Origin of the sequence: Paenibacillus sp. PvP094 (assembly GCF_040546835.1) — a bacterium.
Lineage (GTDB): Bacteria > Bacillota > Bacilli > Paenibacillales > Paenibacillaceae > Paenibacillus > Paenibacillus illinoisensis.
The window spans coordinates 501,179-515,602 of record NZ_JBEPOM010000001.1 but is presented as its reverse complement, the minus strand read 5'-3'; the positions used below and the strand labels follow the sequence as shown (position 1 = coordinate 515,602).

The 14,424-nt window shown below is 41.0% G+C and carries 15 protein-coding genes; 13 read left to right on the top strand and 2 right to left on the bottom strand.

Annotated elements, in window-relative coordinates:
* Positions 1-29: 29 nt before the first annotated feature.
* A complete protein-coding gene (locus ABIC22_RS02595) occupies positions 30-386 on the bottom strand; it encodes a DUF3221 domain-containing protein (RefSeq protein ID WP_354477976.1) in 357 nt (118 codons plus the stop codon).
* Between the two features lie 464 nt (positions 387-850).
* On the opposite strand from ABIC22_RS02595, the gene ABIC22_RS02590 reads away from it, so the two are divergent.
* The 7 genes from ABIC22_RS02590 (at position 851) to ABIC22_RS02560 (ending at position 6,987) form a co-directional block, all read left to right on the top strand.
* Entirely contained in the window at positions 851-1,570 is a 720-nt protein-coding gene (locus ABIC22_RS02590; RefSeq protein WP_354477973.1) for a DUF1361 domain-containing protein, read from the top strand.
* Positions 1,571-1,710: 140 nt separating this feature from the next.
* A complete protein-coding gene (locus tag ABIC22_RS02585) occupies positions 1,711-2,097 on the top strand; it encodes a nuclear transport factor 2 family protein (protein WP_127538277.1) in 387 nt (128 codons plus the stop codon).
* 360 nt (positions 2,098-2,457) lie between these two features.
* Entirely contained in the window at positions 2,458-3,045 is a 588-nt protein-coding gene (locus ABIC22_RS02580; RefSeq protein WP_127538278.1) for a GNAT family N-acetyltransferase, read from the top strand.
* Positions 3,046-3,247: 202 nt separating this feature from the next.
* Positions 3,248-3,712 (top strand): GNAT family N-acetyltransferase, encoded by a 465-nt coding sequence (locus ABIC22_RS02575; protein ID WP_127538279.1) that lies wholly within the window; start codon positions 3,248-3,250, stop codon positions 3,710-3,712.
* A gap of 281 nt (positions 3,713-3,993) precedes the next feature.
* A complete protein-coding gene (locus ABIC22_RS02570; protein WP_354477968.1) occupies positions 3,994-4,884 on the top strand; it encodes an AraC family transcriptional regulator in 891 nt (296 codons plus the stop codon).
* A 449-nt stretch (positions 4,885-5,333) separates the two neighbouring features.
* Complete coding sequence (locus ABIC22_RS02565) at positions 5,334-5,807, top strand: hypothetical protein (RefSeq protein WP_127538281.1); 474 nt, start codon at positions 5,334-5,336, stop codon at positions 5,805-5,807.
* 355 nt (positions 5,808-6,162) lie between these two features.
* Positions 6,163-6,987, top strand: coding sequence for an imm11 family protein (locus tag ABIC22_RS02560; protein WP_354477965.1), 825 nt, complete (start codon positions 6,163-6,165; stop codon positions 6,985-6,987).
* A gap of 170 nt (positions 6,988-7,157) precedes the next feature.
* Here ABIC22_RS02560 and ABIC22_RS02555 read toward each other — a convergent pair whose 3' ends face one another.
* Complete coding sequence (locus tag ABIC22_RS02555; RefSeq protein WP_354477962.1) at positions 7,158-7,997, bottom strand: SDR family NAD(P)-dependent oxidoreductase; 840 nt, start codon at positions 7,995-7,997, stop codon at positions 7,158-7,160.
* 162 nt (positions 7,998-8,159) lie between these two features.
* Here ABIC22_RS02555 and ABIC22_RS02550 point away from each other — a divergent pair, with 162 nt between their 5' ends.
* From ABIC22_RS02550 to ABIC22_RS02525, 6 genes are all read left to right on the top strand, one after another.
* Entirely contained in the window at positions 8,160-9,113 is a 954-nt protein-coding gene (locus tag ABIC22_RS02550) for a LysR family transcriptional regulator (protein WP_354477959.1), read from the top strand.
* 230 nt (positions 9,114-9,343) lie between these two features.
* On the top strand, positions 9,344-9,838 hold the full coding sequence (locus ABIC22_RS02545) for an RNA polymerase sigma factor (RefSeq protein WP_354477956.1): 495 nt from the start codon (positions 9,344-9,346) through the stop codon (positions 9,836-9,838).
* Entirely contained in the window at positions 9,835-10,542 is a 708-nt protein-coding gene (locus ABIC22_RS02540; protein WP_354477953.1) for a zf-HC2 domain-containing protein, read from the top strand. The genes ABIC22_RS02545 and ABIC22_RS02540 overlap by 4 nt, the downstream gene beginning before the upstream one ends.
* A 347-nt stretch (positions 10,543-10,889) precedes the next feature.
* Positions 10,890-11,669 (top strand): alpha/beta hydrolase, encoded by a 780-nt coding sequence (locus tag ABIC22_RS02535; protein WP_354477950.1) that lies wholly within the window; start codon positions 10,890-10,892, stop codon positions 11,667-11,669.
* A gap of 346 nt (positions 11,670-12,015) precedes the next feature.
* Positions 12,016-12,588, top strand: coding sequence for a TetR/AcrR family transcriptional regulator (locus ABIC22_RS02530; protein ID WP_354477947.1), 573 nt, complete (start codon positions 12,016-12,018; stop codon positions 12,586-12,588).
* A gap of 102 nt (positions 12,589-12,690) precedes the next feature.
* Positions 12,691-14,154, top strand: a complete 1,464-nt coding sequence (locus tag ABIC22_RS02525) for an MDR family MFS transporter (protein ID WP_354477944.1) — start codon at positions 12,691-12,693, stop codon at positions 14,152-14,154.
* The last annotated feature ends 270 nt before the right edge of the window (positions 14,155-14,424 follow it).

Sequence of the window (14,424 nt, the reverse complement as noted above, 5' to 3'; positions counted from 1 at the left end):
AAAGAGGACTACACGTGAAGTGTGGTCCTCTAACTGATTTTTTCAATACTCACAACTGTTCTAATAGGTGGCGAGGATTCTTGTTGGTTAAAGTCAGCAGTGATTTTTACTCTTTCCCCTACTTCAATTGATTCATAGTTTTCTTTATCTACAAAATAATACGAAGCTTCCTGGTCTTGTGCTAGTTCTATAAAATCCTCAAGAGTACCATGCTTCAAATCTTCCTTACGTATATTTTGAAGAACAAGAAATTTGTACTTGTCATTTTCGTCTGTTTTAAATACTACAGTACCTTCATAAATTGGATAATTCTCTTTCTCGTCCCGGTCAGAACAGCCGGGAAGTACAAGCAAACTAATTAAGATGAACAGTATTATTCTTTTCATAATGAACCTCCCATGTACACTATTTTTTGGGTTGGCTGCTCATCAAGCAAAGTACAGAGCGTTTTGGTTGAGATTCTACAATCTATAAGTCTTCTAACCCACTTTGGATACAAATCAACACTAATATGATTTAGGACAAATAACGAGGCGATAAATACACGATAATCCCTCCCCTTGGTTTCCAGTGTTAAAGTTCATGTTAGCATGGAATCTAACACTGATAATTAAGGCTTTTTGATATGCTTCCAAAGAAAGGTCAACATTTTAAATCGGATAAGAACTTGTACGGATAAACGTAAAGGACTAGAACATGATCCGAATGCTGATTAATTGTATATTTAATCTAGTTCGCTAGCTAGTTCATTAAGCTGATGGCAGGATGGTTTAATAAATACATGTTATAATCTGGATATTCAAATGTTAAAGAATACAACAATGCATTTGTAAATCCCCAGGGAAAGGGAATGGGAAGCAACGAAATGAATGATAACAAACATCCTGTTCAAGATTTTCGATTTATTTTAACCCTGTTAGTGGTTACGTTATGTTGTTTAGGTGTTGCGATGTATTTACGTATCAAATCAGATACGAATATGTACCAATTCTTAGCCTGGGATATGTTCCTGGCATGGATACCATATATCATCTCATCATGCATTAGATACATATTCAATAAGAAATTAACGAAAATGAGTCTGATCTGGATGGTGCCGATGAGTGCGGGTTGGCTATTTTTTTTGCCTAATTCGGCATACCTTTTTACTGAAATCCTGCATTCATTCAGATATTTCAATGCTCAAGAAGGAACACAATTTTGGAGCAATATTGATTTTTGGTATAACCTCACCCTAACGTTCGCTGTAGCCATACTAGGCTTACTTCTCTCGACGTGCTCAATCATTCAAATACATGGTGTGTTAAACAAGTTATTTAGTAAGTACATTAACATGATGGTTATAGGCGTTATTTTAATGTTGAGTAGTTTGGGCGTATACATTGGGAGATTTAATCGGTGGAATTCGTGGGATATGTTGTCCAGGCCTTGGCAAATTGTTATGGATATCATGCATGATCTTGTTGCAAGGAACAACATGGTTATTGAATTTGTAGCCATTGTATTTTTAATACAAATATTTACATACGTTATTGTATCCTTGTTGACTGCAAGCTCTAGGAAAGAATGAATATTGCAGGAACAGTTTGTCTTTTGGCAACTGCTCTTTTTCTTTAAGCTAACAGGCAGTATATATTAAATATATGGTAGTATGACATCGAAAATTAGTTGTCTTGGGTGTCACCTTTATGTCAAGAGAGGAGTCCTGTTATGGATAGCAAGGAAATAAGGGATATAATCGAAAATTATCTTGAAGCATACAATTCATATGAAATTGAAAGAATGGTTGAACTTTTGCATAAGGACATAATATTCAGAAATATTTCCAATGGAGAAACGACAATAGAAACCAGAGGAATACAAGCATTTAGGGAGTTGGCAGAACAGTCGGCAACGATGTTCTCTAGACGTCGCCAGACAATTACCGATTACAATGTTATAAGGGTTGACAACGTAGAGGTTGAAATCCATTACGAGGGTATCTTAGCTGTCGATTTACCAAATGGATTAAAGAGTGGGGATAAGCTGGAGTTAAAAGGTAACTCAACGTTTAAGATGAGGGAAGGAAAGCTCTCGTTAATTGAAGATTACAGTTGAGCCACGTTCATTAAGCTAACGGGCAGGTCAGTTAAATTTAACAAGGGCATAATATTAAAATCACCTCAGGATCATTGGGTATAACTCGGAAGCTTTTCAGGTAGGGTATGAATGTGGATCAACTCGCGAATTCTTACTGTCTATCCCATGGCAGCATGAAGAAGATTGTTTATAAAACGCAGGCATAACAAAAGGCTCGTGTTGGATAAAACCAACACGGGCCTTTTGTTATGTAAAAAATGAATATATAAATACTCTGCCTATAAAGGATGCGATATTCACCTTATACTGATGCTAGGAAAGAATTATGGTATCAGTACTATCGTTGATTGAGAGTATCGGAATCGGAGGAGTTGCAAAATGGATTGCGTTAATCATGAATTAAATAAGTTAAATGTTACCGCTAGACTATGCGGTATGGAGGAGAAGTTCATTATCAATAATATTTATCCTCTTTATCTGCATGATTTGTCTGAAGTATGGGAACACAAAGTCAATCGTTATGGGGTGTTTGAGAATGATGATACCCGAACTTTGATTGAACAGAATCGCGTGTTTGATATTTGGTGGGAACACCCGAACATATTATTCCCTTATCTTATCACAGTGGATGATATACCTGCGGGGCTTGCTTTTGTGGCTACGTCCCCTTTCATACCATGTCCTCACTATATCGATTATTACATGAATGAGTTCTTCCTATTACGTAATTATCGAGGAAAGGGTGTTGGAGAAGAAGCGGTGCGACAAATTATCGGAAAGATGCCAGGGCAATGGGAATTGCAAACAAATCCCACCGAACGAAACGAACGTGCGAAACGTTTCTGGCGTAGAACACTTTACACATGTACCAACGGGAAATACTCCGAAGAACTTGGTCATCATCCTGAAGATGGAGAAAAGCTAGTCTTTCGCTTCAGCACGAGTTCTGAAAAAGTGAGTAATTAGAGAGGTTGTTCCTTATTCATAGGTTTAGTAATAAACAAGGTTATTCGATATTCGTTGAACTAAAGGGTAGATTACACATATTTTTGAGTAGGCAACCACAGCCTGCTCTTTGATCAGCTGCTTTTGTTCAACTAACGGGCAGGTTAGCAGAAAGGCATGATAAAATAAAGTTTGAAGATATTTACAACTAAGGGGTGAATGTATGACGCTAGTTCGTTTGGCCACATTGGAGGATATACCGCAGCTTGTTCAAATGCGTTGGGACTTTTCAGAAGAGGAACGTATGGATACTGCGGTTACATTTGAGGAATTTAATCAGGTTTGTACTGAGTTCTTAGTGAAAGCAATTAAAAGCGGAGATTGGTATATTTGGATTGCAGAAATTGAAGGGATGCTTGTCTCACATATGTATCTTCAATTAATACATAAAGTTCCGCGGCCAGGGAAATCTCCAGATCCTTATTACGGCTACGTTACAAATGTTTATACTCGCCCTGTTTTCAGGAACCAAGGTATTGGTTCAAAAATTCATAAAGCTATGGAAAAATGGTCAAAAGAGAATGAGGTGGAGTTTCTTATACTTTGGCCAAGTAGCGACAGCGTAAATTTTTATTCAAGAAGTGGCTTTTCTCGATGTGAAGAAGCTATGGAAAAGCACTGGGATTGAACGATAGGTAAGGATTAACCTTTAAAACTAACGGGAAACGTTAGCGTAATAAAACTAATAAAGCAGCCGGTCAAAGTGATCAGCTGCTTTTGTTCAATTAACGGGCAGATTAGTATAAAAGATTATCTTAACGTTCAGGATTACCTGTAATAAGTACATCTTTGTGCTATATAATTAATTTTTAAAATCGACTTGAATTCTCCAAGGAAACTTAATTGTGCACAAATTGTTGCGATATGAAAATGTAGTGAAACTATACTTCTGTTATGAGGAGGGATCAGATGGATTGGCTGATGAGGATGAATCGAGCATTGGTTTACATTGAATTGAATCTAACTGGAAAGATCGAATTGAAGGAAGTTGCTAAATGTGCTTGTTGTTCTTCACATCAGTTCCAGAGAATGTTCTCATTCATTACAGATGTGTCTCTTGCGGAATATATAAGGAGAAGAAGGCTTACTCTCGCTGCAATTGAATTGCAGAATAGTGATCTGAGAGTAGTTGATATTGCGATAAAGTATGGTTATGAGTCTCCAGTTTCATTCGCAAGGGCTTTTCAATTATTACATGGTGTTAATCCAGCAATGGCCCGAGAAGAAGGGACCTCCCTCAAAGCCTTTCCTCGACTTTCCTTCCTTATTTCAATTAAAGGGGAAAAGGCTATGAACTATCGTATTGAGACAAAAGAATCCTTTCAAGTGTTCGGTATTGAAAAAGTATTTCAACAAAACGGAGCAGATACTCCAGCAGAATTTTGGAAGCAATGCCATGCTAACGGCGAGGTTGAAAGGCTGGCGGACAATGCTGGAGACCTACCAACCTTTTTAAATCAGAACTATCATAAAATACATGCTGTTTGTAGCTACAAAAAAACAGATGAGGATCATTTTCCTTATATGCTGTCCGCATTCAAAGGGGATTCAAGTAAAACTGAGGGTTACACGAGTATAACCATACCAGCTCAAACCTGGGCGATTTTTTCCTCTGATCCGTTCACATGGGATAAATTTGATGAAACAATTGAGACATTATATAAACGGTTCTTCTCCGAATGGCTTCCTACTGCTGGATACGAACAGGTCGATGGGTTGGAATTTGAAATTACAGGAGCTAAAGACGGGCTTAATTTTGTTGAGCTATGGTTTGCGGTAAGAAAAATACATGAGTTGTGATTGTTTCAGAAAGCTTCCTCTTTGAATATAGTTAAAACAGATAGAGCAGTTTGCAATTGGCAACTGCTCTATTCCTCGTTAAACTAACGGGAAACGTTAGCTTTAAAAAAGAATTAATGTGATCAACTGCGGTTTACATCTAGGGGATGATGATAGGGATCGCTGCAGAAATGCTAACGATCCTTTTTTGTATACCTTTATGGAGTGAAATTCTTTTATTAGATCCTCATAACTTAACAGCAACTTTTAGCGTTCTCTATTTGAGAATTACAGAGGTAAAAATAGGTTAACGGCAAGAATTGAGCCGCAGGTAGATACGTTATAATGGTTTCAAAAGCACCACTCGGCAGAAGAAAACGAACAACCGGCTCCTGCAAATCCCAAAAAATCAAAAGTAGAGGTGGGCGGGATGAAGTTATTTTTCCGGTTATAATTTTGGAGGTATTCAGATGAATAAAGCAATCAAACGTATTTTTGCTACTTCAATTACTGCTGCAAGTATCTTTGGTGTGGCATCTTCCGCATTTGCTAAAGAAGTATATTTATCAACACCATCACCAGTGTTGATCAAGCAACCTGGAAATGAAACAGGGGTTCCTTACGCTTCTGATAAGCCATGGTCCATAAATTTTGATGGGAGTAGAACAAGTGATTCAAAAATGCTTGTAATTTCAGATGATATACCTTGGCTTAAAGTGAAAATGAAAAATTCAGGAACAACAAAAATGATAGTTACTATCACACAACACTCTCCTCAGGGAAAAGTATGGGGAAGTATTACTATTGCCCCTGGAGAATCTGATAACCTATGGGGTAAGATGCCTTTCGCAAGCACATTTTATGTTAACTTCACATCGACGGGCACTTTAAAAGGTGCATCATCTACCCGAATTGCTTCTACGTATGAGGAATTAGGTCTTTAATGTACCATCCCTAAAAGGCACTCTGATAAAAAACAGATTCTTTATTACGGCAATTACTTTGTAAAAACCGATTCTTAGAAAATTCATCAAAGATAGTAGTCTGTCTGCATACTAGGCCTCTTTCTTTCTATACAACAATAGTAAAAAAATTACTATAGGCTTTATAAATATGATTGGAGTCTGTCTCTAAAGAGCTGTACTTAGCAGACAGACAAAAAAAGATATAAAGTTATACATTTTAGGGCAGTAGCGAACGGAAAAATTATATTAGACTGTGACCTCGTTAAGCTAACGGGCAGGTTAGTTTAACTCAATAATTGTTTGTGTTGTATTATCTAGGTAAGGAGAGGACGATTTGAAGGTTTTTAAGCTAATTAAACATCCTAAGGTTAAATTGTTGGCAGCGGTGGAAGAGGAATCTCATCCAATAAATAGTTCATTTGAAGGTGGATCAAAATTAGAAGGTTGGACAAAAATTGATGTAGAGACTCTTTATAAAAGAGTTTATAGCGATTTCCCTCATTATGTTATTGGTCAACCCGTTGTTTCAGAGCGAGTTAAGCTTATGATGGAGAAAGATCACATACTGCTAAACAAAGTAGAGTTTCTGCCATTATGTAATGAAGATAAAAATATATTTATGATAAATGTTACGAATGTACTGGATTGTGTGGATTATCATCGTACAGATATTCGTAGATTTAAAGATGGATCGTGGATGAGTTTCGAAAATTTGGTGTTTGATAAAGCTAAAATACCTGAAAATACATATATTTTTAAAATTAAGGAAACAGCTGCCGTGGAAGTATTTATTACAGATAAGTTTAAAGACTGGGTGGAGAAAAATAAGCTGAAAGGATTGGATTTTTCAGTAGTATATGATCTCGAGAAGACAGAGGGAGAAGAGCTGAAACAACGAATAGCATATGAATCTGTCTTGGAACAAATTGAGCAGAATAAGGAAGAAGAATTTAGCTACGATGAAGCTCGCGAACTGATAAGCAAAGGTTATTCTATGGCAAGTGGTGCTTACAAAATGCAGTTGGATGACCAGGGGCGATTCTGGTTGGGGGATTTAACCAAAGCGTTAATGTACCAGTGGATCATGCCTGTGTATATCCCTCCAGTGTTACTTTTGCAGAAGTGGCACAAGATAGAACCCTCTAATATTGAAGAGTAATAGAAATCAGCAGCTGATTTATGAAATCGGCTGCTTTTTTCAACTAACGGGCAGGTTAATTGAATTGAAGTCTACGTATAGGCTCACTTGGAAGTAACGTAAAGAAACAAGGGGCAGACTGCCTTGTCGGCAGCTGCCCCTTGTCTCTTTACCTTTTGCTAATTCCAAATCTAACGATGGCTTTTCGGTGTTCCTTGTGCTCCGTTCGAAACAGTTTCCCATGTCTCCCAAGTGGCTAAACGATCTGCATAGACTCCGCGTACCAAAGGCAAGACACCAGCGCCGACAGCAAAGCGCAGAGGTGGATCCTCGGCGTCAATAATTCGAAGAATCGCATCGGCCGTCGCATTCGGATCGCCTCGTTCCTCTGTCGATAAACGAAGGGACACCCTATCTCGAAGTTCAGCGTAGACCTCCAATCCCTGTGATGTCTTCATGGAAAGGGGGCTTCCAAAGTCAGTTGCAAAGGCGCCCGGCTCGAGCAACGTGACCTTAATGCCGAAGCTTTTAACCTCCTGAGCCAGGCTATCGTGCAATGCTTCGACTGCCCATTTGGACGCGCAATAGAAGCCAATGAGCGGCGCCGCAACAATCCCCATGGCACTTGAGACACCGAGAATGTGCCCGCTGCCCTGTAGTCGAAGCAGAGGCAGGACAGCTTGGATCACACGAAGCGTACCAAAGTAATTGGTGTCAAATAGTTCGCGGACGTCGGATTCGTCAGCCTCTTCAGTCGTACCAACCAGGGTGTAACCGGCGTTGTTTAGGACGACGTCCAGCCTGCCGAAGTGCTCATGAGCCTGCTGAACGACATGCTCGACCTGCTGGGAATCTGTTACGTCGAGTGCTAGGGGGAGAACAGCGTCTCCAAAACGTTCCTTAAGTTCGGCGATGTTTTCGGGTGTTCGAGCAGTCGCGGCAACCTTATCCCCGCGAGAGAGTGCAGCCTCCGCCCAAATGCGCCCTAATCCGCGAGAGGCTCCTGTAATGAACCAGACTTTGTTTTCCATAGTATTATCCTCCAATACAGTTCTTATGTGTAGTATTTTTAAAGCTTCTGTTTTCTCTTTCGTTCTTCTATAATGTTACGGTTTAGCAGGTTGATACGGAATTTCAAATAAGTTAGCATGGTATTAACTTATGGTTTATGCAAAAGGGAGGAGCCTGCCTGAATGATTGAGCAATTAAAGACGTTTGTTCAAGTGGCGGAGTCCGGAAGTTTTTCTAAGGCAGCCGAAAAGCTTTTTATCTCTTCAACCGCTGTGATGAAACAAATGAATTTGTTGGAAAAGCAAACCGGAGTCCCACTTTTTATCCGTACCAACCACGGTGTTAGCCTCACAAAGGCAGGAACAGCTTTTATCAAAGATGCGGAACATATGCTGCAGTATTTTCAAGAATCTCTTATTCGCATGCATCACTCTGCACGGGTCGATCGGCATGTTGTTCGGGTGGGTACTTCTATGCTTAATCCCTGTAAGGTTTTAATTGATTTGTGGAATGGGATTAGCGACCGATACCCTCAATTCGGTATAAACATCGTTCATTTCGAAGATGACGCACATACACTCCCAACCACTTACCGCATGATTGGCCAATCACTCGATATCATTGCGGGGCCATTTCTTACAGATAATTTGAAAGATTACTACCGTGTACTTGAACTGGGGAGTTACCGCGTTTGCTTTGCCGTATCTCGGCAACATAAGCTGGCTTTAAGAAAAACACTTTCTGTCAAAGAGTTGTATGGGGAAAGATTGGCTGTAGTGAATGGTGGGAATAGTGCCGTCATTCATGACCTACGTGATTTCCTGAAAACGGAACATCCTCAAATACAAATAAAAGATGTTCCGCGTCTCTATGATCTTGATGTGTTTAATCGCTGTGAGGAAAGTAATACAGTTATGTTAACGTTGGAGGCGTGGGCAGATATTCATCCATCCTTGGTGACGATCCCTAGTGATTTAGATTTCGCAGTTCCATATGGTTTAATATATCCATTACATCCATCCAAGGAATTGGGTCAATTCTTAGAAATCATAAACGAGATAGAAGGAATAAAAAGAAACTCACTATTGATAAATGACAAACCTTTTGACCAGTATTTTATGTCTAAATTATTATAGGGTTTGTTAAGCTAACGGGAAACGATAGTTCAACAAACCTGACAGTTCAGAACTTTATTTTCACGTTCTGGACTGTCATTTTCTTTTTCATGGTCCTTAAGCTCCAATGAAATGATATGATGTTTTGAATAATTCCCATCACCTATTGTCACACGAAAATTAAAAATTTTCTGTCCAGGCTGTAACGAAATTCGGCCTCCGTAGTCATATAGTCGTAAGGACGTGAGAATGTGCCCACCGATTTTGAGCAAATGTACGCTGAATACTTTCAGCCCGTATACACCTTTGTGTTATCGCTCAGCCAAGATGCCGCCGTCGCCGAGGAGATTACGCAAGATACCTTCTTCAAAGCAATGAAGAAAATCGATTCGTTCCGAGGCGAGTGCAAAATGAGCGTCTGGCTCTGCCAAATCGCCAAAAACAGTTACTTTTCCTATTTGGACAAGCAGAAGAAGCAGACGCCTACAAACGATCTAGACTATTCAGTGCATTCCGGCGAAACGTTCGAAGCAACGCTTGCGGACAAGGAACAGGCGTTCCGCATCCATCAGGCTTTGCACCAGCTCGGCGAACCATACAAGGAAGTGTTCACCTTACGGGTGTTCGGGGAGTTACCGTTCGCTCAAATCAGTCTGCTATTCGGGAAAACCGAGAGCTGGGCAAGAGTGACCTTCCATCGCGCCAAACAGCAATTAATCGCTAAGCTTGAGGAGGAACAAACATGAGCACGGCCAAATGCGAAATCATTAAGGATTTATTGCCGCTCTACGTGGACGATGTGTGCAGCGAGGCAAGCCGACAATTCATAGAAGAACATCTCGCGGCATGCGATAGCTGCCGGCTGGCGCTCGCGAACATCAAAGTCGCGCTGCCGCTGCCCCCGTCGATGCAGGAGGCGAACCGCCTCGAAGGGACGGCTCTGCAGTCTCTCTCCGCGTTTTGGAGCCGTGCGAAGCTGAGAGCGTTTCTGAAAGGGGCCGTTATTGCTGTTTCTTTCTGCGCTGTCTTGCTGCTTGGGTACATTGGTTTGTTCCAATGGAACATCAGACCTGTCCCTTCCGACGTCATCCAAATCTCAGACGTGTCCCGGCTGTCGGACGGCCGGATCGTCTACCACGTAAAGATTACGGACGGGTATGATCTGAACCGAACCAAATTCGAAACAGACGAATCCGGAAGATTTTACGTCACCCCGGTACGTCCCATTTTGAAGAAGAAACCGATTACCGAAGTGGGACTGTTCAATATGTACTACACGTTCGGCGAAGTGGAAAACAATGCTTACCAAGCGAACCAAGGTAACGGTAAAGCCATCGAGGCGCTGTACTTCGGAAGCGAAAAGGACCCCGTACTCGTGTGGAAAAAAGGAATGGAACTGCCGCCTGCGAGCGCGGAAGTCGAAGCTCATTTCGCACAGGACACCTATTGAACTAACGGGAAACGATAGTATAATCATATTATGAAAGCAGCTGATTAATGGAATCAGCTGCTTTTGTTCACTAGAGAGTAGGATGATCATCGATTTTCTTCCTAGCGAAAAATACCCTTAACTACTTTGAAACGTGAGTTTTAATGTTTTTAAATGTGCCTATATTTCTAAAAACTCGAATTGTGAAATGAAAATTTGTCTGATTTGTTGTATATAATTATGAAAGCGCTTCCTTTAAAATGAAATCAAATATATATAAGGCTGAGAGGCAATGATAACAGTCTGCATTGACCGAACGGAAAAGGAATGTGGTTGTTTAAATAATATGAATGTGAGGAGAATGTGCAATGGCAATGATTCGATGCAATTATTTCTCGGAAACGTTAGGACTCAGCACGTCAATGACCGTTATTGTACCTCAGGCAACCAAGGGGCAAATCGGGATGAAAGGCGTCGCTATCCGGGAACGGCATCCCGTCCTCTGGCTGCTCCATGGCGGCTCTGACGACGATACGATTTGGATGAGACGTACATCGATCGAACGCTATGTTTCCGAGCTGGGCCTTGCTGTCGTGATGCCTCAAGTCCAATTAAGCTTTTACACGGATATGGCGTATGGAGGAAAGTACGGCACCTTCCTGATGGAAGAACTACCCCAAATTGCCCGGTCCTTGTTTCCGCTATCAGACGCTCGCGAGGAAAATTACGTTGCTGGGTTATCAATGGGAGGTTACGGCGCATTCAAATGGGCGCTAAGCAAACCTGATATGTTCGCTGCGGCGGCGGGACTTTCCACGGGTAATTTCCCGTTTTGGAGCCTGGGGCCGGACGGTGAGTTTCCTCCGTTTCTGCGTCTCGCATTCGGAGACGGGCCACATGCAGGAACAGATAACGATCTTTATCATCTGATTCAGTCCAATGATCGCACGTCTGGACCAAAACCCGCGTTTTACCAAGCTTGCGGTACGAATGATTTCCTGTACGATCTAAATATTGATCTGAAGGAAGCGTTTGAGCGTTCTTCACTGGATTATACTTACGCTGAAGAGCCAGGTGTACACGATTGGGCCTTCTGGGATAAAACGATTCAAGACGTGTTGAAATGGCTTCCTTTAGATCGTGCATGACATGTACTGTGACCTATCCTAAGTAGAAATGATCATCATTGAACTAACGGGAAACGTTAACTCTATACAACTAAGAAAGCAGTCGATTCATTGGGATCGGCTGCTTTTTGTTCACCTAACGGGGCAGGGTTGTTTAATTTTACTGGGAAAGATCGGGAAAGAAAGAGTTATGAATTGAAAAAAATAAAAAGTTGTGTATTTAAAAATCAGGTGATATCATAAATAGACCGGCCGGTCGGTTTATTGATTAAGACATTAACATGAGATTTGTGGTATTGATTATTGGAAACCTCTTCGAATATATTAAATACTTAAACCAGTTGATGTATTGGAGTGAGTAAAATAAATGGATGCCAAGAAGTCTAATACGAGGGACGTTATTTTGGATGTAGCCGCTCAATTATTTGCTAAGCAAGGTTATCATGGTACCACCTTAAATCAAATTATTGAAGCTAGTGGATCACCAAAGGGATCGTTATATTATTACTTTCCAAGCAAAGAAGCGTTAGCCATTGCATGTGTTAAATTAACTCAATCGAGATTACAAAGCAAACTTCAGGAACAAGTAATGAAATTTCCCAAGCCAGAAGATTTTATGCAGGCTTTTGTACTTAATATGGCTGATGTGATAGATCAATTTGGAACGGATAAATTCGTTCCATTCGGATTCTTGGCTGCTGCGGAGACATCATCGGTGAGTGATTCGCTCCGTGATGCTTGTCAAGCCGCATTTGCGGAGTGGAAGGATACCTTATCCAACAAACTCGTGGAAACGGGGATTTCCGAGGATCGGGCAATTGAAATGGCCGAGGTTTCTGTATGTTTAATTGAGGGTGCTATTATTATGTCGGTAGTCGAGCGCAGTTCAAGAGCAATGCGCCGAGCAGCCGGTCATGTTCCTGCGATTTTCCAGAAATAGTGGGAAGAGGATAGAACCAAGACAATGATTCGTAACCATTGTCTGTCCGAATTATATAGGGCGGTCTATATATTAAATAAAGAGAAATAGAGGAGTGGAACGATGCAAGCTTCAGCAGCAACAGCAGGTACGGATTTTGAAACAACAAAAAAGGATTATAAAATATTTCCAATGGTTCTCGCCTTTTTAATCAGTGGTTTTATTGGTTTATTTGGGGAAACAGCCTTAAATGTTGCGATGACTGACTTAATGCAAATATTTAATGTTGGATCATCTACAATTCAATGGTTGACTACAGGGTATTTGTTAACCATGGGGGTTCTCGTTCCTTTATCAGGCTTATTGAATCAACGCTTCACGACTAGACAGCTTTTCATTACCTCACTTATTTTTTCAATGACTGGGGCCTTAATTGGAGCCTTAGCTCCAAGTTTTGGAGTCTTAATGGTTTCACGTATTGTTCAAGCGGTCGGTACGGCTTTAATGCTGCCACTTATGTTTAACACGATCTTAATTATTTTCCCTATTGAAAAACGTGGGGCTGCAATGGGTCTTGTTGGTCTTGTTATCATGTTTGCTCCTGCGATTGGACCTACCATTGCTGGCTTGCTTGTAGAAGCATTGAGCTGGCATTATATCTTCTGGATTTCGCTCATATTCCTTGCCGTAGCACTTCTGATCGGGATCTTTAAAATGAAAAATGTTTCTACGACAAGTAAGCCCCGAATTGATTTGCTCTCTATGTTGTTATCGACGGTTGGATTCGGAGGAATTGTTTTTGGTTTTAGTAGTGCTGGTGAAGGGGAAGGGGGTTGGACAAGCCCAACCGTACTCGTTTCGTTGGCCATCGGTCTTGTCGCGCTGATTATATTCACGATCCGTCAGTTGAAAATGACAACACCTCTACTTGATTTGCGTGCTTTTAAATACCCGATGTTTGCCATTGGATCACTATTGGTCGGCCTGTGCTTCATGGTCATTCTATCCTCAATGCTTGTACTTCCAATGTACTTGCAAACCGCATTAGCTTTCTCTACGCTTAGTGCGGGTTTGATTCTATTGCCAGCGAGCGCATTAAACGGAATTCTAGCTCCGTTTATGGGGAAATTGTTTGACAAATACGGACCGAAGTGGATCGTCTTACCTGGTCTTGTTCTGGTATCAATTGCACTATGGATGTTTTCCACGGTAAGTCTGAGTTCGACGGTTACCTTCATCATCGCTGTTCATATCCTAATGATGATCGGTGTTTCGATGATTATGATGCCAGCACAGACGAATGGACTCAATCAGCTTCCACCACAGCTGTACCCACATGGTACGGCGATTATGAATACATTCCAACAAGTGTTCGGAGCGATCGGCACAGCTGTCGCGGTTAGTGTGATGAGCAATGGGTCGGAGAAGTTTATGAAAAATGCCGAAAATCCAAGTGACATCTCGCTTATACCAGCTGCCATGACTGCCGGCGTGCATAATGCTTTCATTTTTGGAATGATTATTGCGCTTATCGGGCTGGTCCTGTCCTTCTTCCTCAAGAGAGTAACGATTAATCGTCAACACTAGTTCATTGATCAATGAACTCATCTTAAAAAGGATACTATCGATCTCATTGATAGTATCCTTTTTACTTCTGATTTTAAGGAAACTTTTACACAGGCAAAGAAATTATAGAGTGGTATGGAGGTTTCTGTGAGGAAACTAGAGCTGAGGGGCCGCCAATATAGAGAATTGGTTGCTTTGGTTTACCTAACCCGCAGGATGCTGTATACTCCTGTCATCTCAATAACATCTGAGAAATAAAAATTAGTTGCAAATAAAGGTAACTACTTTTCC